Here is a 19,740-nt window from a genome sequence, read left to right on the forward strand (position 1 = left end):
GACTCGTCCGTAAGGAGCTCGCCCCTAAAGGGCTCGTCCGTAAGGGACATGCGGGGTCTGTCACTGCGGGCCGCTCCCTCAGGAGATCGTGTCAGGACGGAGAGAGCGTGGCAGCGCGAGCAAAAACAATCAAGCGTGCTTGCCTTTATTTTCGGCCAGTTACGCGGACAGGCCGCCGGCGGCGCGGAGCGCCTCCGCACGGATAGCCTCCGCGAGGAGTTCGGCGAGGTGGACGGCGCGCGGGCCGTCGCCCGCGAGCTGGGCGATCTGCGTGCGGCAGGAGAACCCGTCGGCGAGGACCGCCGCGCCGTCGCCGCGCCGGGCGGCCTCCTGGAGCGAGGGCAGCAGCTGCTCCTCCGCACAGGCCACGGAGACCTCGTAATGCTCTTTCTCGAAGCCGAAGTTGCCCGCCAGGCCGCAGCAGCCGCCGCTCAGCTCACCCACCAGGCCGGCGCGCTCGCGGAGGCGGCGCTCGGCGGCGTCGCCGAGGACGGCGTGCTGGTGGCAGTGGGTCTGCCCGGCCACGGGGCGGTCCAGGCGGGGCGGCTGCCAGTGCGGGGCGAGCTCTTCGAGGGTCTGAGCGAAGGTGCGTACCTGCGAGGCGAGTTGATGGGCGCGCGGATCGTCCGGGAGCAGTTCGGGAAGGTCGGTGCGGAGGGAGGCCGCGCAGCTGGGCTCCAGGACGGTGACGGGGAGGCCGGCGTCGAGGGCGGGGGCCATCAGGGCGAGGGTGCGGCGCAGGGTGCGGCGGGCGCGGTGGAGCTGGCCGGTGGAGATCCATGTCAGGCCGCAGCAGGGCGCCTTCGGCGGGACGGCGATGCGGAGCCCGGCGCACTCCAGGACGGTCACGGCGGCGCGGCCGGTGTCCGGGGAGAGGTGGTTGGTGAAGGTGTCGGGCCAGAGGACGAGGTCGGTGCCGGCGGTCGGGACGGGGCCGGTACCGCTGGTCGGGATGGGGCCGGTACCGCCGGTCGAGACGGGCCCGGTACGGCCGCTCAAGACAAGGTCTGCACCGCCTCCCGAACCGCCCCCCGCTCCCGCGCCGCCCCGCTCCCCCCACCACCACCGCAGAAACGTCTCCTCCGCGATCCGCGGAACGGCCCGCTCCGGAGCGATCCCCCCGAGCCGTTTCGCCACCGCCGCCACCGGCCCGGCGCCGGACAGCCGGTTCACCACACGCGCCCCCCGAGCCGCGGCAACCCCCCTCAGCCACACCGGCAGCCACCCCATCGCGTAATGCGAGGCGGGCCGTAGCCGGCCCGCGTAGTGGTGGTGGAGGAACTCCGCCTTGTACGTGGCCATGTCGACGCCGACCGGGCAGTCGCTGCGGCAACCCTTGCAGGCCAGGCACAGGTCGAGCGCCTCGCGGACCTCCTCCGACCGCCAGCCGTCCGTGACGACCTCGCCGGCGAGCATCTCGTGCAGGAGCCGGGCGCGGCCGCGCGTGGAGTGCTGCTCCTCGCGCGTGACGCGGTACGACGGGCACATGACACCCGCACCGCCCGCACCACCCGCCGCCGTCTCGCGGCACTTGGCCACGCCCACGCACCGCCGCACCGCGCCCGCGAAGTCGCCGCCGTCGTCCGCGTAGCCGAAGACGACCGGCAGGGGCCGCCGCGGGAGCACGTCGAAGCGGAGGTTCTCGTCCAGCGCGTACGGCCGTACGAGCATGCCCGGATTGAGGCCGCCGTCGGGGTCCCAGAGGTCTTTGAAGCGCTCGAAGAGCCGGACGGCCTCCGCCCCGTACATCTTCGGCAGGAGTTCGGCCCGCGCCTGCCCGTCGCCGTGCTCGCCGGACAGGGAGCCCCCGTGGGCGACCACCAGCTCCGCGGCCTCGCCGGAGAAGTCGCGGAAGCGCCGCACCCCGTCCGCGCGGAGCAGGTCGAAGTCGATGCGGACGTGGATGCAGCCGTCGCCGAAATGCCCGTAGGGCGCGCCGCGCAGGCCGTGGCGGCGCAGGAGGGCGCGGAAGTCGCGCAGATAGGCGCCGAGGCGGGCGGGCGGAACGGCGCAGTCCTCCCAGCCGGGCCAAGCCTCGGTGCCGTCGGGCATGCGGGTGGCGGTGCCGGCGGCGTCGTCCCGTACGCGCCACAGGGCGCGCTGCCCGGCCGCGTCCGTGACCACGACGGCGCCCGTGGTCCCGGGGGCGGCGGCCCGTACGAGCTGCTCCGCCCGCGCCCGCGCTTCGGCCTCCGTGGCCCCGCCCGTCTCGGCGAACAGCCAGGCCGCTCCCTCCGGCAGGCCGGCCGCGGCCGCGCCGCCCACCAGGTCGGCGGCCATGCCCTCGACCGTCAGGGGCCCGTGCGGCAGGAGCAGGTGGGCGGCGTCCGCGGCGGCGCTCTCGTCCGCGTACGCCAGCACGGCCAGGGCGCGCGCCCGCGGCGCCTCCACGAGCCGTACGGTGGCCTCCGTCAGCACCCCGAGCGTGCCTTCGCTGCCGGTGAAGGCGCGGGCCACGTCGGTGCCGCGCTCCGGAAGCAGGGCGTCCAGCGCGTACCCGGAGATGCGGCGCGGAAGGTCGGGGAAGCGGGTGCGCAGCACCGCCAACTCGCCGCCGACCAGGCCCCGGAGCCCTTCGGCGAGCCGCTCCGGCAGCCCCGCCCACCCCCGGGTCAGCCGGGCCCGCTCGCCCGCGTAGGTGAGGACGTCCAGCGCGTGCACGTTGTCGGCGGTCGTCCCCCAGGCCACGGAGTGCGCGCCGCACGCGTTGTTGCCGATCATGCCGCCGAGCGTGCAGCGGGCGTGCGTGGACGGGTCGGGGCCGAACGTCAAGCCGTGCGCGCCCGCCGCGTCCCGCAGCGCGTCGAGGACGACGCCCGGCTGGACGACGGCCGTACGGGCCTGCGGGTCGATCGCCACGATCGCGTGCATGTGGCGGGTGAAGTCGAGCACCACGCCCTCGCCCGTGGCCTGCCCGGCAACCGACGTGCCGCCGCCGCGGGCGACGACCGGCGCCCCGTGCGCGCGGCAGACGGCGAGCGCGGCCGCCACGTCGTCGGCGTCGCGCGGGGCGACCACGCCCAGGGGCACGCGCCGGTAGTTCGAGGCGTCCATGGTGACGAGGGCCCGGTCGGCGGCCCCGAAGCGGACGTCGCCGCGCACGGCCTTCCGCAGGGCGGCGGCCAGTTCCTCGCGGTCCGCGCCGCCCGCGCCGCCTTCAGCCTCACTCTCCACAAGATCAGCCATAAGGCCCATACTGCACGCCCTCCCCCCTCCCCCGTCTCACCGAACGGACGTTTTACTGATCAAAAACTCCGCACGGACTAGGCTGCGTCCGTGGCTGATATCCAGATCCCCGCTGACATCAAGCCCGCCGATGGTCGCTTCGGCGCGGGCCCGTCCAAGGTGCGTACGGAGGCGCTCGCCGCCCTGGCTGCCACCGGAACCTCTCTGCTCGGCACGTCCCACCGCCAGGCCCCGGTCAAGAACCTGGTCGGCTCGGTGCGCGACGGCGTGCGCGAACTCTTCTCCCTGCCCGACGGCTACGAGGTGATCCTCGGCAACGGCGGCTCGACGGCCTTCTGGGACGTCGCGACGCACGGCCTGATCGAGAACAAGTCGCAGCACCTGTCCTTCGGCGAGTTCTCCTCCAAGTTCGCGAAGGCCGCGAAGCTCGCGCCGTGGCTGGCCGAGCCGACCGTCATCTCCTCCGAGCCCGGCACCCACCCGGAGCCGAAGGCGGAGGCGGGCGCCGACGTCTACGCCCTCACCCACAACGAGACCTCCACCGGCGTCGCGGCGCCCATCCTGCGCGTCGAGGGCGCCGACGAGGGCGCGCTCGTCCTGGTCGACGCCACGTCCGGCGCCGGCGGCCTGCCCGTCGACATCGCCGAGACCGACGTCTACTACTTCGCCCCGCAGAAGTCCTTCGCCTCCGACGGCGGCCTGTGGCTCGCGGCCTTCTCCCCCGCGGCCCTGGAGCGCGCGGCCCGCATCCACGCCTCCGGGCGGCACGTCCCCGAGTTCTTCTCCCTGCCGACCGCGATCGACAACTCCCTCAAGAACCAGACGTACAACACCCCGGCCCTCTCCACCCTCTTCCTGCTGAACCAGCAGCTGGAGTGGCTCAACGGCCAGGGCGGCCTGGACTGGGCGGTCCGCCGCACCGCGACCTCCGCCCGCACCCTCTACGGCTGGGCCGAGGCCTCCAAGCACGCGACGCCCTTCGTGACGGACCCGGCCAAGCGGTCGGCCGTCATCGGCACGATCGACTTCACGGACGACGTGGACGCGGCGGCCGTCGCCAAGGTCCTCCGCGCCAACGGCATCGTCGACACCGAGCCGTACCGCAAGCTGGGCCGCAACCAGCTGCGCATCGCGATGTTCCCGGCAATCGACCCGTCGGACGTCGAGGCCCTGACGGCCTGCGTCGACTACGTGATCGAACAGCTCTGACGAAGTGACGCGACGGACGGCCCCGCGGTGATCCGCGGGGCCGTCCGTCGCGTAACGCCGCGTAACCCCCGGCCCGCCCGGGCGTGCTCGGCGTCAGGGGTCCCGCCGGTGAAGCCTCAGCGGCGCCGTAGCAGGCGGCGTAGGCCTACTGCCAGGCCTGCCACCACCGCTAGGGCGCCTGCGCCTACGAGGAGGTTGCGGTTGTCGGCGCCGCTGTTGCTGCCGGACCGGCGGTCCGTGGCGCCGTCGCCGTTCTTCGCGTCGTCCGGGCGCTTGGGTGCCGAGTCCGGCAGCAGGTCGCCGTCCAGGGCGACCGGCTGCACCGTGCTGCCCTTGCCCTCCGAGCCGTACATGAGGGTGCGGCCGTCCGCGGTGAAGGTGACCGACTCGCCCTGGCGCTGGAGCGGTACGTCCGGGCGGCCGATCTCCCGGGGGCGGCCGTCCTGCCAGCGGTACTCGCGGGCGTCGAAGTAGCCGCGGACGACGAGCCGGGTGCCGTCGGGGGAGAACGCGCCGTCCGTGGCCCACAGGTCGATGTCGGCGGTCCGCCGGAAGACGTTGACGCCGGACGCGGAGAGCCGCTCCGGCGCCTCGTACAGGGCGCCCTTGCCGGAGCGCTTCTTGCTGACGATGTACACGCGCCCGGTCTTCGGATGCACCATCAGCGACTCGGCGTCGCGCGGGCCGTCGTCGTAGCGGACGGTGTAGCGGGTGGGGGTGAGGGTGGCGTCCTTGAGGGTCTTCGGCTCGGGGAAGCGGTAGATCCACACCTCCGGCCAGCGGCCGCCGAAGTTGTCGCCGATGTCGCCGAGGTAGATGTCGCCGTCCGGGCCGATGGAGATGGCCTCGACGTCGCGCGGCTCGATGCCGGCGAGGGTGACGGTGGCGACCGTACGGCCGGTGCGGCCGTCGACGGCGTAGACGTACGCGCCGTCGCCGCTGTCGTTGTGCGTCCAGTACACGCCGGGATGGGTGCGGCTGGCCGCCAGGCCGCTGGACTCCTTGATCCGGGGGTCCTCGATGGTGAAGGCCTGGGCGGAAGCGCCGGACGAGGCGGAGGAGGCGGAAGGGGAGGCGCCGGCGGCCGGCCGCGCGGCGGCGCCGTCGTCGGCCAGGGCCGGGCCGGCGGGCAGCAGCACGGCCGGGGTGACCAGCGCGGACAGCACGGTCAGCGCGGTGGCTGCGAGGGCGGCGCGTGCGGCGGCGGGGTACGGGCGTGGGCGCATGGAGCCAAGCCTGCCATCCGGGCGGGGCCCTCAGGAGTGAGCATCGCCGCACCACGTCACCCGCCCGGAACTCGACACTCCCCCTTTCCCGCGCGCCTCCCCCATCTGCACCGCGACCCGGACGAGCCGGCGAATGCGCTGGATATTCGCCATTCCCACGGCCGAAAACTGCCCAGAGAAAAGAACGCATTGGCGAATTCCCGCACTACCGTACGCGGCCGGCCCGTATAGGTTTCCGACCGAACGGCAACCAGTTCCAGGGAGGGAAAGCAATGACGCGCATCAAGCGCCGCTTGGCCTATGCCGCCGTGGGTTCGATCATGGCGGCCGGCACCAGCCTGGTGGGGGCCACGGCCGCCTCGGCCGCACCGGCACCGCACGTCTCGTCCTGCGACAGCTACCGGAACAACGGAACGGTGTGGACGGCCAACTGCCGCGTCGACTACGGCGCGTCCCAGTCATGGACGCGCTGTTCCGACGGCACGGTGCTGTACGGCGCCTGGGTGGGCCAGGGCTACTGGATCTTCAGAGGCGACTGCTCCGGCCACGGCCGGGTCTCCAGCTACGGCCACACGGACAGCCCCTGACGGGCAGCGCCGGCCGGTCCGCGGCCGAAACCGGAATGAGGCATTGAGGTGATGACGCCGCCCCGCCGGAATGCCGGCGGGACGGCGCCGCCGCTTTTATGAACCCGTCCTTCCGGTACGCATTTCCGTATTTTCGAATTCCGCGACCTGACCTCGGCCGGGCCCGGCGAAATGCTTCGTTCACGCTCCGAGGGGAAGACGGAACGAGGAATGCGCGGCGCCGCGCCCGCCCCGTACGCCACCCTCGTGCGCCGTACCCGCCCCGCCATCCGCGATGATGTGCACATGCGGATCATGTTCGTCGGCGACTCGATGACCATCGGTAGCGCCGGTGACCTCACATGGCGCTACCGCATGTGGCAGCACCTCAACGCGACGTACGGCGGCCCGTACAAGATCGTCGGCCCGCGCAGCGAGCTGTACGACCCGGCCGCCGACGCGCCCGTCTCGTACGCCTACGGCGCACCCGAGTTCCCCGAGCGCGCCCGCGCGCACCTCGCCGGCTGGGGCGAGGGCTGGCAGCACATGGCCCCGCTCATCGGGGACGCGGTCCGGGCCGGCCGCGCCGACACCCTGCTCGTCTCGCTCGGCCTCATCGACCTGGGCTTCTACACCAACGCCGAGCAGACGGCCGGGAACGTACGCCGCTTCGTCGCCGAGGCGCGCGACGCCAACCCGCGCGTACGGGCCGTGCTGCTGCCCGTCATCCGGAACGTCCGCGCCGCCAACGACCCGCCGTTCGCCGCCGAGTGCGAGCGCTTCAACGAACTCCTCGGCAAGACCGTCGCCGACCTCTCCACCCCCGGCTCGCCGCTGCTCCTCGCCTCCAGCCCCGAGGGCTGGGACATCGACCGCGACACGTACGACGGGACGCACCCCAACGCGGCCGGCGAACACCGCCTCGCCGGTGCCTTCGCGGATGCGATGCATCAGGCGTGGGACGTGGGCGGGGCGTACGGGGCGGGGGCGTAGGCGCTCGCCGCTGGGGCGCGATGCGCCTCTACCCGTACGGGCAGAGGCGCTCGTGACGTGCCGCGCTCAAGGCCTCTCGCCACGCGCTGAGGGCCTCACCGCCTCACTGCCTCACCGCCTCACCGCCTCACCGCCTCACCGCCTCACCGCCTCACCAGGCGAACGCCTCCGGTGACGGCCCCGGGCCCGGGAAGATCTCGTCGAGCTGGGCGAGCAGCTCGGCGGAGAGCTCCAGCTCCACGGCGCGCAGGGCCGAGGCGAGCTGCTCGTTCGTGCGCGGGCCGACGATCGGGCCGGTCACTCCGGGCCGGGTGAGCAGCCAGGCGAGGGCCACTTCGCCCGGTTGCAGACCGTGCTTGTCGAGCAGGTCCTCGTAGGCCTGCACCTGTTCGCGGACCTTGGTGTTCGCGAGGGCGTCCGCCGACCGGCCGGACGCCGCGCGGGCGCTGCCGCCCTCCTTCGCCTTGCGGATGACGCCGCCGAGCAGCCCGCCGTGCAGCGGCGACCAGGGGATGACGCCGAGGCCGTAGCCCTCGGCGGCCGGGATGACCTCCATCTCGGCGCGCCGCTCGGCCAGGTTGTACAGGCACTGCTCGCTGACGAGCCCGAGCGAACCGCGCCGCCGGGCGGCCTCGTTGGCCTGGGCGATGTGCCAGCCGGCGTGGTTGGACGAGCCCGCGTAGACGATCTTGCCCTGCTGGACGAGGACGTCGATCGCCTGCCAGATCTCGTCCCACGGCGTCGCCCGGTCCACGTGGTGGAACTGGTAGAGGTCGATGTGGTCGGTCCGCAGCCGCTTGAGGCTCGCGTCGACGGCGCGCCGGATGTTCACGGCGGACAGGCGGTCGTGGTTCGGCCAGTCCGCGCCGTCCGGGCCCATGTTGCCGAAGACCTTGGTGGCGATGACGACCTTCTCGCGGCGGCCGCCGCCCTTGGCGAACCAGGTCCCGATGATCTCCTCGGTCCGGCCCTTGTCGTCACCCCAGCCGTAGACGTTGGCGGTGTCGAAGAAGTTGACGCCCGCGTCGAGCGCGGCGTCCATGATGGCGTGGCTGCCGGCTTCGTCGGTCTGCGGACCGAAGTTCATGGTGCCGAGGACTAGCCGGCTGACCTTGAGGCCTGTACGTCCGAGCTGCGTGTACTCCATGACGCCCTAGCCAACGCCTTCGAGCGCACTCAAGGCAAGGGTGACCCGGCCGACGGCGCTGCCGGCGTTGCCGGCGTTGCTTCGCCCGTTCTACTTCACCGCTGCCACCACGGCGACGACGACGAGGATCGCGGCGAGCGCGGCGGTCATGATGCGGTTTCTGGTCTTCGGGTCCACGCATCGAGCGTAACCGGAGGGGTGGGGGTGCTCCGTCCTCGGGCCGGTCCGGTCCGGTCGGTGCAACGGGTCAGCCGCCCAGCTCCCACGCCGCCACCGTCTCGTAGCGCGGGCGCTCGCCGGGGACGCCGCCGCCCGGGAGGCGGCTGCGCATGAGTTCCAGGCGCTGCACGGTCCAGGGCGTGCCGCTGAAGCCGGCGAGGCTCTCGGCGTACGGGTGGAGGTGTACGGGGCCCGTGGCGCGGGCGAGGGTGAGGTGCGCGCGGAAGTCGTGCGTGGTGTCGACGGCCACGCCCGCGCGGCGCGCTCCGGCGGCGGCGGAGCGGGCGAGGTCGCGCAGGATCGTCCGCTCGCCGTCCGCGCCGACCCACAGGATCCGGTCCCCGAACCGCCCGCCCCCGGCGAACCGCAGTTCGTGCGGCGGGTGCCGGTGGGCGGCGCGGCCGAGGCGCTCGGTGAGCTCCGGGAGCAGGGCGGGGTCGACCTCGCCGAGGAAGGCCAGCGTGAAGTGCCAGCCGGCCGGCTCGGTCCAGCGCAGCCGGTCCGAGCCCGGCAGCGAGTGCAGGGGCGCCGTGGCCCCGGCCAGCTCGGCGACGGGCGCCTCCGGCGGCACGACAGCGGCGAAGAGTCGCATAGCCCCAGTCTCCCCTTTGGCGATGGCTTTACGACGCCTTGGCGAGGCGGGCGCCGGGGGCGGCCTGGCGGCCGGCGGTGCGGGGCCGAGGCTCAGGTGCCCTCGGCACCGCCGAGCCGGCGCGTCGTGGCTTGTCGCCGCTGCGGCGGGATCTTCTTGCCCACGGCAAGACCGCGCCGAGAGGCCGCGCCTCTCCACACAGCCCTGCCGCGGGGGCAAAGAAGGCGCCGCTGCGGCAAAAGAACCCCGCCGCGACGGCGGCAAGCCGTGACGGCGCAGCCCGGCGGTGCCGAGGCCGCCCGCGGCGCGGAAGAGCGCCCCTCCGGCAGCCCCGGCCCGGCAGCCCCCGGGCCCGGGCAGGCACGCCGGGGGCGCCCGGAAAACACGCCCCCCGCCGGACGGCGGATGCGCGGTTACGCCACAGCCGCCAAACCCTCTGCGGGCTGCGTCTCCGGCCGCTCGCGCGGTACGAACGCCACATGCGTGCGGCCGCGCCGTAGGTCGATCTTCAGGCGGAGGCCGCCGACCCGGGCCAGGACCAGGCCCACGCCGACCGCCGCGAGCGTGGCGACCGCGCCGCCGGCGAGGAAGCCGACGCGCGCCCCGTAGGCGTCGGTGACCCAGCCGACCAGCGGGGCGCCGACCGGCGTGCCGCCGACGAACACCATCATGAACAGGCTCATGACGCGCCCCCTCATCGCGGGATCCGTGGCGAGCTGGATGCTGGTGTTGGCCGTCACGTTGATGGTGAGGCCGAACATCCCGATCGGCACGAGCAGCGCCGCGAACACCCAGTACGAGGGCGCGAGCGCCGCCGTGATCTCCAGGAGGCCGAAGAGCAGGGCCGCGCCGACGAGAAGCCGCAGCCGCGAGCTGCCCCGGCGCGCGGCGAGCAGGGCCCCCACCAGGGAGCCGCCGGCCATCAGCGTGTTGAGCAGGCCGTACGTGCCGGCGCCGGCGTGGAAGACGTCGTTGACGAAGGCCGTGAGCCAGATGGGGAAGTTGAAGCCGAAGGTGCCGATGAAGCCGACGAGGACGATCGGCCAGACGAGGTCGGGCCGCCCGGCCACGTAGCGCAGGCCCTCGCGCAACTGGCCCTTGCCGCGCGGCGCGCGGTCGACCTTGTGGAGCTCGGCGGTGCGCATCAGCAGCAGCCCGGCGATGGGCGCGACGAAGGACAGGCCGTTGAGGAGGAACGCCCAGCCGCTGCCCACGGCGGTGATCAGCACACCGGCGACGGCGGGCCCGATCAGGCGCGCGGACTGGAAGTTGGCGGAGTTGAGGCTGACGGCGTTGCGCAGGTCGGCGGGGCCGACCATCTCGACGACGAAGGCCTGGCGGGCGGGGTTGTCGACCACGGTGACGAGGCCGAGGACGAACGCGGTGAGGTAGACGTGCCAGACCTGTACGTGGCCGGAGAGGGTGAGAACGGCGAGCGCGAGGCCGGTGAGCCCCATCGCGGCCTGGGTGAGGACGAGCAGCCGGCGCTTGGGGCAGCGGTCGGCGATCACGCCGCCGTAGAGCCCGAACAGCAGCATGGGCAGGAACTGCAGGGCCGTGGTGATGCCGACGGCGGCGGAGGAGCCGGTGAGGCTGAGGACCAGCCAGTCCTGGGCGATGCGCTGCATCCAGGTGCCGGTGTTGGAGACGACCTGGCCGGTGGCGAAGAGGCGGTAGTTGCGGATTCTGAGGGAACTGAAGGTGCCGCCCTTGGACCCGGGCTCCGGACTCGTGGCCGGTGCGGGCTTGTGGTGCAGGGCGGCGCTGCGTACGGCGTCGTCGTGGCTGTTCGGTGCGGGTGCGGAGTCTGCTCCGGGTCCCGTACTCAAAGTGGGTTCGCCTCCTCCTGGCGCGTCTTTACAGGTGCGCGAGTTTCTCGAGGACGGGTGCGGCGGCGCGCAGCGTCGCCCACTCCTCCTCGTCGAGCCGCCCCACGAGCTCGGTGAGCCAGACGTTCCGCTTGCGGCGGCTCTCTTCGAGCATGGCCTCGGCCCGCTCGGTCTGGGTGACCACCTTCTGGCGGCGGTCCTCGGGGTGCGGCTCCAGCCGGACCAGGCCCTTGGCTTCGAGCAGGGCGACGATGCGGGTCATCGACGGGGGCTGCACGTGCTCCTTGCGGGCGAGCTCACCGGGGGTGGCGCGGCCACAGCCGGCGAGCGTGCCCAGCACCGACATTTCCGTGGGGCTGAGCGATTCGTCGACCCGCTGGTGCTTGAGCCGACGCGACAGGCGCATGACACCGGAACGCAGGGAGTTCACTGCGGCGGTATCAACTTGGGGGTCCCGGTCCGACATGTCCTTAGCTTAACTCATTACCCGAACTAAATAAAGTGGATACGCCGGGGCGCCCGGTGGCACGGAGCACACCGCCGGAAGCAGGCCGCTTCACGACCCACGCGCCCCATGCGCGGGGGCAAACCCTACGATCATCAGATCATTACGGCGAAATCATTAAGGCGAAGGCGAAGGCGAATCGGCGGGCGCCGCGGACGGCCGCGGGGCACTGCCGGCCCTTGTGCACTGATGACGGGCAAGCGTTGGCCACTGCTGACAAAAGTCATGCCAGGTCGATTATTGACGGCACTGCCGGAGACCCGGGGCGGCCGCGAGAGTAGAAGCACCACAAGCCGCACGGCTACGGGACGCCTCGGGGGGACATCGATCATGAGCGACACGGCCACCGCCGCGCAGCCGGCCACCGACGCTACTGGCACCCCCGACAGCACTGGCATCACCGCCACCGCCACCGCCGCCGTCCCGCGCAAGCAGGCGATCCGGGACAGCTTCGCGCCGCTCCTCATAGACGCCGTCCTGCCGATGGCCGCGTACTACGCGCTCAGCAAGGGCTTCGGCATGGGCACGGTCGCGGCCCTGGCCTGGAGCAGCGCGCTGCCCGCCGCGCGGACCGTCTGGGGCCTGGCCAAGGACCGGCGGGTCAACGGGCTCGCCGCGCTGATCCTCGTCGTCAACGTCGTAGGGCTGGTGCTCAGCGGCGTCAGCGGGGACGCCCGGCTGATGCTGGCCAAGGACAGCGCCGTGAGCAGCGTCGTCGGTCTGGTGGTGCTGGTGTCCGCGCTCGCCGGGCGGCGGCCGATGATGACGAACGGGCTCAAGCCGTGGGTGGTCAAGGGCGACCCCGCGCGGCTGGCCGCGTGGGACAGGCTGGCGGCCCGCGACGCCCGCTTCCGGCGCACTGAGCGGACGTTCTCCCTGGTGTGGGGCTGCGCACTGCTGGCCGAGTGCGTCGCGCGGGTCGTGGGCGCGTACACCTTGCCGGTCGACACGATGGTGTGGCTGGGGAACGTGATCCTGGGCGTGGCGATCGTCGCCGCGATGGTGATAGGCGGCGGGCTGGCCGCGGACCCGATGGAGAAGATGGTCGACGCCGAGACGGCCGCCCCCGCGGCGGGGTGAGGACGCGGGGCGAAGCCCCGGCCTACGCTGGGAGTGCGGCCCAGCGAACGAACCCCCGGGAGGCCGTCATGACCAGGAAAGTCGCCGACTGCCGCAGGTTCCCCAGCGAGACGGACTGCTCGCTGACCATCACCGGCGAGGAGGATGAGGTCATCCGCGCCGCCAGCGAGCACGCCGTTTCCGTGCACAAGCACAAGGACAGCCCCGCGCTGCGCGAGCAGATACGGGAAATGCTGGAGGACGAGCAGGCCAGCGCGTAGATCCGTAGACGCATAGACGCATAGACGCATAGATCCATCCGTAGAGCCGTAGCCGTAGAGCCGCAACGCCCTGCGCCGGGAGGCGCTACGCCGGGAAGCGCCGGTCCACCCAGCGCCACGCCAGTTCCAGCACCGCGGCCGCCACCGCCGCGATGGCGACGGCGGCCCACGGCATGGTCCGGCCCACCAGCTTCAGCGCGAAGAAGTGCTGGAGCCAGGGCGTGGCGAGCACGACGAGAAAGCCCGCGGCCATCGCCAGGACCAGGCCGATCCGCCACCACGTGTACGGGCGCGCGATGATCGCCAGGACCCACAGCGAGATCAGGAACAGCGTCAGCGTCGCCGCGCTGGTCTCCGCGTCCAGGGCGCCGGGGCCTGTGTAGTAGTGCCGGGCCAGCAAGTACGCGGCGAAGGTGGCGACGCCCGCGATGGCCCCGGCGGGGATCGCGTACCGCATGACCCTGCGGACGAAGTGCGGTTTCGCTCGCTCCTTGTTCGGCGCGAGGGCGAGGAAGAAGGCCGGGATGCCGATGGTGAGCGTCGAGAGCAGCGTCAGGTGGCGCGGCAGGAAGGGGTACGGCACCTGGGAGCAGACCACGAGGATCGCGAGCAGCACCGAGTAGACGGTCTTGGTCAGGAACAGCGTCGCCACGCGCGTGATGTTGCCGATGACGCGGCGGCCCTCCGCCACCACCGACGGCAGCGTCGCGAAGCTGTTGTTCAGCAGCACGATCTGGGCGACGGCCCGGGTCGCCTCGGAGCCCGAGCCCATCGAGACGCCGATGTCGGCGTCCTTCAGCGCCAGGACGTCGTTGACGCCGTCGCCGGTCATGGCGACGGTGTGCCCGCGGTGCTGGAGCGCCCCGACCATGTCCCGCTTCTGCTGCGGGGTGACCCGCCCGAAGACCGCGCCCTCGTCCAGCGCGCGCCCCATCGCCTCCCGCTCGGCCGGCAGCCGCCGCGCGTCGACCGGCCCCTCGGCGCCGGTCAGCCCGAGCTTGGCGGCGACGGCGCCGACGGAGACGGCGTTGTCGCCCGAGATGACCTTCGCGGAGACGTCCTGCTCGGCGAAGTAGCGCAAGGTGGCGCCGGCGTCCGGGCGCAGCCGCTGCTCCAGGACGACCAGCCCGGTGGGCCGTACGCCGTCGGTGACGCCCGGGTCGTCCAGGCCGCGCGTGGCGCGCGCGAGCAGCAGCACCCGTAGCCCTTTGGCGTTGAGGTCTTCGACGTGCGCGAGGGCGGGGTCGCCCGCGGGCAGGAGCACGTCGGGGGCGCCGAGCAGCCAGGTGGCGCTTTCGCCGTCGGGGGAGCGCAGGGCGGCGCCGCTGTACTTGCGGGCGGAGGAGAAGGGGAGGGAGTCGGTGCACTGCCATTGCGGCCCCGTGGCGCGTGCTTTCCCGGCCGCCCTGTCCGCCCCGTCCGGTCCATCTGATCCATCCGGGCCGTCCGGGGCCGGGTAAGCGTCGATGATCGCCTGGAGGCTGGCGTTGGGGCGGGGGTCGGCCTTGCCGAGCGCGCCGAGCACTTGGCGGACGTAGGCCTCGCTCTTCTCGCGGTCCTTCTCGCCGCTCCCCTCGCCGTCCAGCAGCCGCAGCTCGCTGACGTCCATGCCGCCCTCGGTGAGCGTGCCCGTCTTGTCCAGGCAGACGACGTCGACGCGCGCCAGGCCCTCGATCGCGGGCAGCTCCTGCACCAGGCACTGCTTGCGCCCCAGCCGGATCACGCCGATCGCGAAGGCCACGGACGTGAGCAGCACCAGGCCCTCGGGGACCATGGGCACGATCCCCGCGACCATCCTCCGGACGGCCTCCCGCCAGTCGTGGTCCTGGATGAAGAGCTGGCTGACGATGAGGCCGACCGCGGTCGGGGCCATCATCCACGTCACGTACTTGAGGATCTGGCTGATGCCCGTACGCAGCTCCGAGTGGACGAGCGTGAACCGGGAGGCCTCCTCGGCGAGCTGAACCGCGTACGCCTCCCGCCCGACCTTGGTCGCGGCGAAGGCGCCGCCGCCGGCCACGACGAACGAGCCGGACATGACGGGGTCCCCGGGCCGCTTCAGTACGGGGTCGGCCTCGCCGGTCAGCAGCGACTCGTCGATCTCCAGCCCGTCGGCCTCCAGGACGCGCCCGTCCACGACGCACTTGTCACCCGGCCCGAGCTCGATCACGTCGTCGAGGACGATCCCGGAGGTGGGAATCGGGCAGGGCGCGCCGTCGCGGCGGACGATCGGCCTGGCTTCGCCGATGACGGCGAGCGAGTCGAGGGTCTTCTTGGCCCGCAGCTCCTGGATGATGCCGATCGCCGTGTTGGCGACGATCACGAAGCCGAAGAGCCCGTCCTGGATGGGGCCCACGACGAGGATGATCAGGAAGAGGACGCCGATGATGGCGTTGAAGCGGGTGAAGACGTTGGCCCGCACGATGTCCGCGGTGGAGCGCGAGGAACGGACGGGCACGTCGTTGACGTCGCCCCGGGCCACGCGCTCGGCGACCTCGGGCGTGCTGAGGCCCGGGTGCGGCGCGGGCAGGTGCTCCTCGGTCGCGGTCTGCGCCGGATCGCTCATGAGTCCGACGGTACGGGGACGCCGGGCGCCGTGCCTTCCGAACGGCGGGCCTAGCGGGTCGCGTCCGCCGTCCCGCGCGGAGCGGTCGCCGCCGCGCGGCGGATCGCCGCATCGCGCTTGCGCACGTACCAGACGCCGATCAGGCCCAGCCCGCCGCCGGCCAGGCAGGTCCACAGCCACCACAGGTGACCGTGGTCGTCGAACCAGCCGTAGAAGGGCAACTGGACGAGGAAGAGGACGAACCAGATGACCGTGCCGCCGGTGATCGTGGCGACGACGTTGCCCTCCAGGGGCTCCGGCGCTTCGTGCCTGGGTGTCCACTTCGTCATGGACGCAAGCGTAGTGCGTGGGGGTCCGCGGCCCGGCGCGAGGCGGTGGTCAGCGCGGGGGCGGTGGGTGGAGCCCTTGGCACATAAGGGTCTACGCGCGGAGATAGCAATCCCGCGCTTGTTTATTCATACTGAATCGAACGGATAATGACCGGCTGGTTTTGTTTGATCATACAGCTCACGGCCGGTTCATGATCCAAGTTCGTGGTTTGCGTTCGTGTTCCGCGTTCGTGATCCACCCGCGTGTCCCCCGCCGCCTGCCCCCGCAGGCCCATCCGACTGAGGTCTCGTATGCCCACCTCGGCCACTTCCCCGGTCGACGCCCAGCAGCCCCCGCCGCCCTCCCAGCCCAAGGGCGCCCTCGACCGGTACTTCCGGATCAGCGAGCGGGGCTCGTCCGTCTCCCGGGAGCTCCGCGGCGGCCTGGCCACGTTCTTCGCGATGGCCTACATCGTCGTGCTGAACCCGATCATCCTCGGCGCCGGCCAGGACAAGTTCGGCCACCAGCTGGACAACGGCCAGCTCGTCACGGCCACCGCCCTGATGGCCGGCCTCAGCACCGTCCTCATGGGCGTCATCGGCAACGTGCCCATCGCGTGCGCCGCCGGCCTCGGCATCAACGCCGTCGTCTCGCTCCAGCTCGCCCCCAAGATGAGCTGGCCCGACGCGATGGGCATGGTGGTGCTGGCCGGCCTCGTGCTGATGCTGCTGGTCGCCTCCGGTCTGCGGCAGCGCGTCATGGACGCCATCCCGGGCGGGCTGCGGCGCGCCATCGCGATCGGCATCGGCCTCTTCATCTCGCTGATCGGCCTCGTCGACTCCGGCTTCGTCACCCGCAACCCGGACGGCGCGCACACCACCGTCCCCATGGGCCTCGGCCAGGGCGGCCAGCTGCACGGCTGGCCCGTACTCGTCTTCGTCGCCGGCCTCGCGCTGACGTTCATCCTGGTCGTCCGCAAGACGCGCGGCGCGATCCTCATCGGCATCGTCGTCATGACGTTCGTGGCGATCGTCATCAACTCCCTCGCCAAGATCCCGGGCACGGGCTGGGGCCTGTCCGTCCCCCAGGTGCCGGACAAGATCGTGGGCGCCCCCGACTTCGGCCTCATCGGCCACATCAGCCTCTTCGGCGGCTTCCGCGAGGTCGGCCTGCTGACCGGCTGCCTGTTCGTCTTCACCGTGCTGCTGTCGGGCTTCTTCGACGCGATGGGCACGATCATCGGCGTCGGCGAGGAGGCCGGGCTCACCGACGAGAACGGCCAGCTGCCCAACATGGGCAAGATCCTCATGGTCGACGGCATCGCGGTCGCCGGCGGCGGTCTCGGCTCCGCCTCCGCCAACACCTGCTTCGTGGAATCCACGGCCGGCGTCGGCGAGGGCGCCCGTACGGGCCTCGCCAACCTGATGACCGGCGGCCTCTTCCTCCTCACCCTGGTCTTCACCCCGCTCGCCACGGTCGTCCCCTCCCAGGCGGCCACGCCCGCCCTGCTGGTCGTGGGCTTCCTGATCATGGCGGCGAACGTCAGGGAGATCGACTGGAGCGACTTCACCATCGCGGTGCCGGCGTTCCTGACGATCATCGCGATGCCGTTCACGTACTCGATCACCAACGGCATCGGCATCGGCGTACTCGCCTTCATCCTCCTCCGCATCGCCGACCGCCGAGCCCGCGAAATCCCCTGGCTCCTGAACGTGGTCGGCCTCTGCTTCCTCGTGTACTTCTTCCTCGACCCGATCGAGCAGATGCTGGGCGTGAAGTAGCGAGCGCCGACCGCGTCGCGTCCGTCTCGCACCGCACCGCCCCTGGTGACGGCCTGTATGGGTTGTCGCTGGGGGCGGTGTGTTGTGTCTGGGGGTGCAGGTGAGAGCTGGCTGGGTGGCGGGCTCGGATCCGTGAGTTAGTGCGGGTTAGAACAAGCTGGCAGCAGGGGGAAGGTGGGGGGCTTGCGCTTGTCGGGCGCGACTTGCGGTCCGGGAAGGCCACCGAGGCCCGTGAGGCGCGAACTGCCCGGTGGGGTCCGTAAGGTGCACCGACTGCACACCCCGCGCACTTCTACGCCGCACAGCCCGGCCCCGCCGGTGGGTTTCCGCGCCGAGAGGGCATCAACCCCCCACCAGCCACCCCCAGCCCCAGCCCCAGCCCCCAACCACCCCCACCCCCACCCCCACCCCCATCACACACCAGCAGCGCCCGCGTTGCGCGATCGCGCAGATCACGCTGCCGTACGGCAGGAAGCCCGATACCGTACCCGCGAGGGACCTTTGCACCGGCACCGCCGGAATCGGGAGGGGACTGCTCCATGAAGAACGGGCCGTTACCGGGCGTCTACCGCATCGACCCCGACGCTTCGAGGATCCGGTTCCGGATGCGGGCGTTCTTCGGGCTGTTCCCCATCAAGGGGACCTTCTCCGTCGCGCACGGCAGCATCGCCGTCGCGGAGCCCGAATCCGCCTCCACCGTCGAGGCCGTGATCCCCGTCGACAGTTTCTCCAGCGGGCACGCCCAGCGTGACCGGCACGTCCGTTCAGCCGATTATCTCGACTCGGCGCTCCACCCCGAGATCCGTTTCCACGGCGCCGAAGTCCAGCGCGCGGAGGGAGCGGAGGGAGAAGTGACGCTGCTCGGCGAGCTGACGGTGCGTGGCGTCACCCGGCCGGCCGCCCTCACCCTGGAGGAGGTCATCGCGGACGGCCCGCGACTGAGCGTACGGGCCATGACCGTCGTCGACCGCTACGCCTTCGGAGTCACCAACGCCAAGGGAATGACGGGCCGTCGGCTGCGGATCGCCCTCGATGTGGTGGCCGTGCGCTGAGGCCCCGAGGGGCGGCGCGAGGCGTGTTCCGGGACCCCGTGCGCTCCCCGCGCCGCCCCCGTTCCCCCTGTCACGGCCGTGCGGAACCGGTACCTTCGGGGGGAAAGCGGCCGGTGGTCTCGGGCGGTCTTAGGGGTTTCGGTGGGGATCGAGAGCGATCAGCTTGTGTACGACTATCTGAGCCGGGTCGGTGACATCGCCCAGCGGCAGGCGGAGCTCACCTCCGCCGATCGCATGCGGCTGGTCTCCCGGCTGCGGACGGAGATCGAGCGCCGCAGAGCCTCCGAGGGCGCCGATTCGCCCGCCGCCGTCCAGCGCATCCTCACCGGCCTCGGCACGCCGGACGAGGCGGTCGCCGGTGCGGGAGCCTCGGCAGGGGCCTCGGCGGGATCCTCAGCGGGGGCCGCCGCGGCCGGCGGGTTCGCCGACACCGGCAGGCGCGTCCCGTCGCCCCGGCGCGAGGGGGAGCCCGTACGCGCCGCCCCCTCCGTCCCTTCCCGCCCCGCCGGCCCGCCCTCGTACACCGCGCCCGAGCGGCCCGCCGCCGAGGTGACCGCAGGGGCGACCCCCGGAGCCGGGGCCGGTGACGCGCAGGACTGGTGGAGCGTCGAGGCCGGTTCCGCCCCGCTGTCCTCCCCGTTCGCGGGCGCGGGCGCCGGTGCGGCCCAGGGCACGATCCATGGCTTCACCGGCGGCATCGAGATCCCCGACATACTGAAACCGCCCCCGCGGCCCGGCGACGAACGCGACGGCCGCGACGAGCCCGAAGGCCCCGCCGCCGCCCGGCAGGGCGAGCACGGCTCGGAGGGCACCTGGGACGAGGAGGACGACGAGGGCGGCCCGCGCCGCCCGAGCCTCTTCCGGCGCGCCGACGGCGCCCCCGTACCGCCGCTGCTCCTGCTCGTCGCCCTGATCCTGGTCGTGGGCGCCGTGCTCAGCAACTGGATCGTCCTCGCGGCCGGCTGGTGCCTCGCCTACCTCACCCGCAAGCTCTCGCAGACCGAGTCCAAGTGGGCCGTCATGGGCGTGCCCGGCCTCGTCGCGGCCGCCGGGATCGTGTGGCTGTGGGGCCGTACGGAGGGGCGCTGGGGCGATCCCGTGCCGGACGGCGCGCTGGGCGCGGCCATGTCGGACACGTGGCCCTGGGTCCTGCGGTGCGCGGCCGTCGCCTCCGCGGCGTTCGTCGTGTGGCGCTCACGCCGCCCGGGGTAGTCCCCGAG

At 72.6% G+C, this 19,740-nt stretch carries 17 protein-coding genes; 8 read left to right on the forward strand and 9 right to left on the reverse strand.

Translation table 11 applies throughout. The features are described 5' to 3' along the window. Nucleotides 1–159: 159 nt before the first annotated feature. The gene (locus D7231_RS20815; protein ID WP_120756988.1) at nucleotides 160–3,186 is read right to left on the reverse strand and encodes an FAD-binding and (Fe-S)-binding domain-containing protein; all 3,027 of its coding nucleotides are present in this window, start codon (nucleotides 3,184–3,186) and stop codon (nucleotides 160–162) included. A 90-nt stretch (nucleotides 3,187–3,276) separates the two neighbouring features. On the opposite strand from D7231_RS20815, the gene serC reads away from it, so the two are divergent. Beyond that, nucleotides 3,277–4,395 (forward strand): phosphoserine transaminase, encoded by a 1,119-nt coding sequence (gene serC / locus D7231_RS20820; protein WP_120756989.1) that lies wholly within the window; start codon nucleotides 3,277–3,279, stop codon nucleotides 4,393–4,395. A gap of 116 nt (nucleotides 4,396–4,511) precedes the next feature. Here serC and D7231_RS20825 read toward each other — a convergent pair whose 3' ends face one another. Then, on the reverse strand, nucleotides 4,512–5,621 hold the full coding sequence (locus tag D7231_RS20825; RefSeq protein WP_120756990.1) for a TolB-like translocation protein: 1,110 nt from the start codon (nucleotides 5,619–5,621) through the stop codon (nucleotides 4,512–4,514). A gap of 272 nt (nucleotides 5,622–5,893) precedes the next feature. On the opposite strand from D7231_RS20825, the gene D7231_RS20830 reads away from it, so the two are divergent. Continuing rightward, on the forward strand, nucleotides 5,894–6,208 hold the full coding sequence (locus D7231_RS20830) for a hypothetical protein (RefSeq protein WP_228774065.1): 315 nt from the start codon (nucleotides 5,894–5,896) through the stop codon (nucleotides 6,206–6,208). 285 nt (nucleotides 6,209–6,493) lie between these two features. Continuing rightward, the gene (locus D7231_RS20835; protein ID WP_120757169.1) at nucleotides 6,494–7,180 is read left to right on the forward strand and encodes a GDSL-type esterase/lipase family protein; all 687 of its coding nucleotides are present in this window, start codon (nucleotides 6,494–6,496) and stop codon (nucleotides 7,178–7,180) included. A gap of 151 nt (nucleotides 7,181–7,331) precedes the next feature. Here D7231_RS20835 and D7231_RS20840 read toward each other — a convergent pair whose 3' ends face one another. The 5 genes from D7231_RS20840 to D7231_RS20855 all read right to left on the reverse strand — a co-directional run bounded on the left by D7231_RS20840 (nucleotide 7,332) and on the right by D7231_RS20855 (nucleotide 11,433). Continuing rightward, nucleotides 7,332–8,327: an aldo/keto reductase gene (locus D7231_RS20840; protein ID WP_120756991.1), complete on the reverse strand. Its 996-nt coding sequence runs from the start codon at nucleotides 8,325–8,327 to the stop codon at nucleotides 7,332–7,334. Between the two features lie 90 nt (nucleotides 8,328–8,417). Next, the gene (locus D7231_RS36570; protein WP_158673790.1) at nucleotides 8,418–8,570 is read right to left on the reverse strand and encodes a hypothetical protein; all 153 of its coding nucleotides are present in this window, start codon (nucleotides 8,568–8,570) and stop codon (nucleotides 8,418–8,420) included. A gap of 4 nt (nucleotides 8,571–8,574) precedes the next feature. After that, nucleotides 8,575–9,138, reverse strand: coding sequence for an RNA 2',3'-cyclic phosphodiesterase (gene thpR, locus D7231_RS20845; RefSeq protein WP_120756992.1), 564 nt, complete (start codon nucleotides 9,136–9,138; stop codon nucleotides 8,575–8,577). A gap of 413 nt (nucleotides 9,139–9,551) precedes the next feature. After that, nucleotides 9,552–10,967, reverse strand: a complete 1,416-nt coding sequence (locus D7231_RS20850; RefSeq protein ID WP_120756993.1) for an MFS transporter — start codon at nucleotides 10,965–10,967, stop codon at nucleotides 9,552–9,554. Nucleotides 10,968–10,995: 28 nt separating this feature from the next. After that, the gene (locus D7231_RS20855; protein WP_120756994.1) at nucleotides 10,996–11,433 is read right to left on the reverse strand and encodes a MarR family winged helix-turn-helix transcriptional regulator; all 438 of its coding nucleotides are present in this window, start codon (nucleotides 11,431–11,433) and stop codon (nucleotides 10,996–10,998) included. Nucleotides 11,434–11,802: 369 nt separating this feature from the next. Between D7231_RS20855 and D7231_RS20860 the strand changes: the two genes are divergently transcribed. Together D7231_RS20860 and D7231_RS20865 are read left to right on the forward strand one after the other, a co-directional pair. Then, entirely contained in the window at nucleotides 11,803–12,552 is a 750-nt protein-coding gene (locus D7231_RS20860) for a VC0807 family protein (RefSeq protein WP_241999824.1), read from the forward strand. Between the two features lie 68 nt (nucleotides 12,553–12,620). Further along, nucleotides 12,621–12,812 carry a DUF1059 domain-containing protein gene (locus tag D7231_RS20865; RefSeq protein ID WP_030369064.1) on the forward strand — a complete coding sequence of 64 codons (192 nt, stop codon included), beginning with the start codon at nucleotides 12,621–12,623 and terminating at the stop codon, nucleotides 12,810–12,812. A gap of 85 nt (nucleotides 12,813–12,897) precedes the next feature. On the opposite strand, the gene D7231_RS20870 is transcribed toward D7231_RS20865, so the two are convergent. Both D7231_RS20870 and D7231_RS20875 read right to left on the reverse strand, forming a co-directional pair. After that, nucleotides 12,898–15,378 (reverse strand): HAD-IC family P-type ATPase, encoded by a 2,481-nt coding sequence (locus D7231_RS20870; protein WP_120756995.1) that lies wholly within the window; start codon nucleotides 15,376–15,378, stop codon nucleotides 12,898–12,900. Nucleotides 15,379–15,428: 50 nt separating this feature from the next. After that, the gene (locus tag D7231_RS20875; protein ID WP_120756996.1) at nucleotides 15,429–15,707 is read right to left on the reverse strand and encodes a DUF2530 domain-containing protein; all 279 of its coding nucleotides are present in this window, start codon (nucleotides 15,705–15,707) and stop codon (nucleotides 15,429–15,431) included. 291 nt (nucleotides 15,708–15,998) lie between these two features. Between D7231_RS20875 and D7231_RS20880 the strand changes: the two genes are divergently transcribed. The 3 genes from D7231_RS20880 to D7231_RS20890 all read left to right on the forward strand — a co-directional run bounded on the left by D7231_RS20880 (nucleotide 15,999) and on the right by D7231_RS20890 (nucleotide 19,732). Then, nucleotides 15,999–17,468 carry an NCS2 family permease gene (locus D7231_RS20880; RefSeq protein WP_120756997.1) on the forward strand — a complete coding sequence of 490 codons (1,470 nt, stop codon included), beginning with the start codon at nucleotides 15,999–16,001 and terminating at the stop codon, nucleotides 17,466–17,468. A 539-nt stretch (nucleotides 17,469–18,007) separates the two neighbouring features. Continuing rightward, complete coding sequence (locus D7231_RS20885) at nucleotides 18,008–18,520, forward strand: YceI family protein (RefSeq protein ID WP_120756998.1); 513 nt, start codon at nucleotides 18,008–18,010, stop codon at nucleotides 18,518–18,520. A gap of 141 nt (nucleotides 18,521–18,661) precedes the next feature. Next, complete coding sequence (locus D7231_RS20890; protein WP_120756999.1) at nucleotides 18,662–19,732, forward strand: hypothetical protein; 1,071 nt, start codon at nucleotides 18,662–18,664, stop codon at nucleotides 19,730–19,732. Nucleotides 19,733–19,740 lie beyond the last annotated feature (8 nt).

Origin of the sequence: Streptomyces klenkii, assembly GCF_003626645.1 — a bacterium.
Classification (GTDB): Bacteria; Actinomycetota; Actinomycetes; order Streptomycetales; family Streptomycetaceae; genus Streptomyces; species Streptomyces klenkii.

Excerpts from the sequence above, each read along its gene's own strand:
- D7231_RS20885 (WP_120756998.1), top strand. The coding sequence starts at position 18,008 with ATGAAGAACGGGCCGTTACCGGGCGTCTACCGCATCGACCCCGACGCT.
- D7231_RS20840 (WP_120756991.1), bottom strand. The coding sequence starts at position 8,327 with ATGGAGTACACGCAGCTCGGACGTACAGGCCTCAAGGTCAGCCGGCTA.
- D7231_RS20875 (WP_120756996.1), bottom strand. The coding sequence starts at position 15,707 with ATGACGAAGTGGACACCCAGGCACGAAGCGCCGGAGCCCCTGGAGGGC.
- D7231_RS20865 (WP_030369064.1), top strand. The coding sequence starts at position 12,621 with ATGACCAGGAAAGTCGCCGACTGCCGCAGGTTCCCCAGCGAGACGGAC.
- D7231_RS20825 (WP_120756990.1), bottom strand. The coding sequence starts at position 5,621 with ATGCGCCCACGCCCGTACCCCGCCGCCGCACGCGCCGCCCTCGCAGCC.
- D7231_RS20835 (WP_120757169.1), top strand. The coding sequence starts at position 6,494 with ATGCGGATCATGTTCGTCGGCGACTCGATGACCATCGGTAGCGCCGGT.
- D7231_RS20860 (WP_241999824.1), top strand. The coding sequence starts at position 11,803 with ATGAGCGACACGGCCACCGCCGCGCAGCCGGCCACCGACGCTACTGGC.
- D7231_RS20870 (WP_120756995.1), bottom strand. The coding sequence starts at position 15,378 with ATGAGCGATCCGGCGCAGACCGCGACCGAGGAGCACCTGCCCGCGCCG.
- D7231_RS20880 (WP_120756997.1), top strand. The coding sequence starts at position 15,999 with ATGCCCACCTCGGCCACTTCCCCGGTCGACGCCCAGCAGCCCCCGCCG.
- D7231_RS20855 (WP_120756994.1), bottom strand. The coding sequence starts at position 11,433 with ATGTCGGACCGGGACCCCCAAGTTGATACCGCCGCAGTGAACTCCCTG.
- thpR (WP_120756992.1), bottom strand. The coding sequence starts at position 9,138 with ATGCGACTCTTCGCCGCTGTCGTGCCGCCGGAGGCGCCCGTCGCCGAG.
- D7231_RS20815 (WP_120756988.1), bottom strand. The coding sequence starts at position 3,186 with ATGGCTGATCTTGTGGAGAGTGAGGCTGAAGGCGGCGCGGGCGGCGCG.
- D7231_RS20830 (WP_228774065.1), top strand. The coding sequence starts at position 5,894 with ATGACGCGCATCAAGCGCCGCTTGGCCTATGCCGCCGTGGGTTCGATC.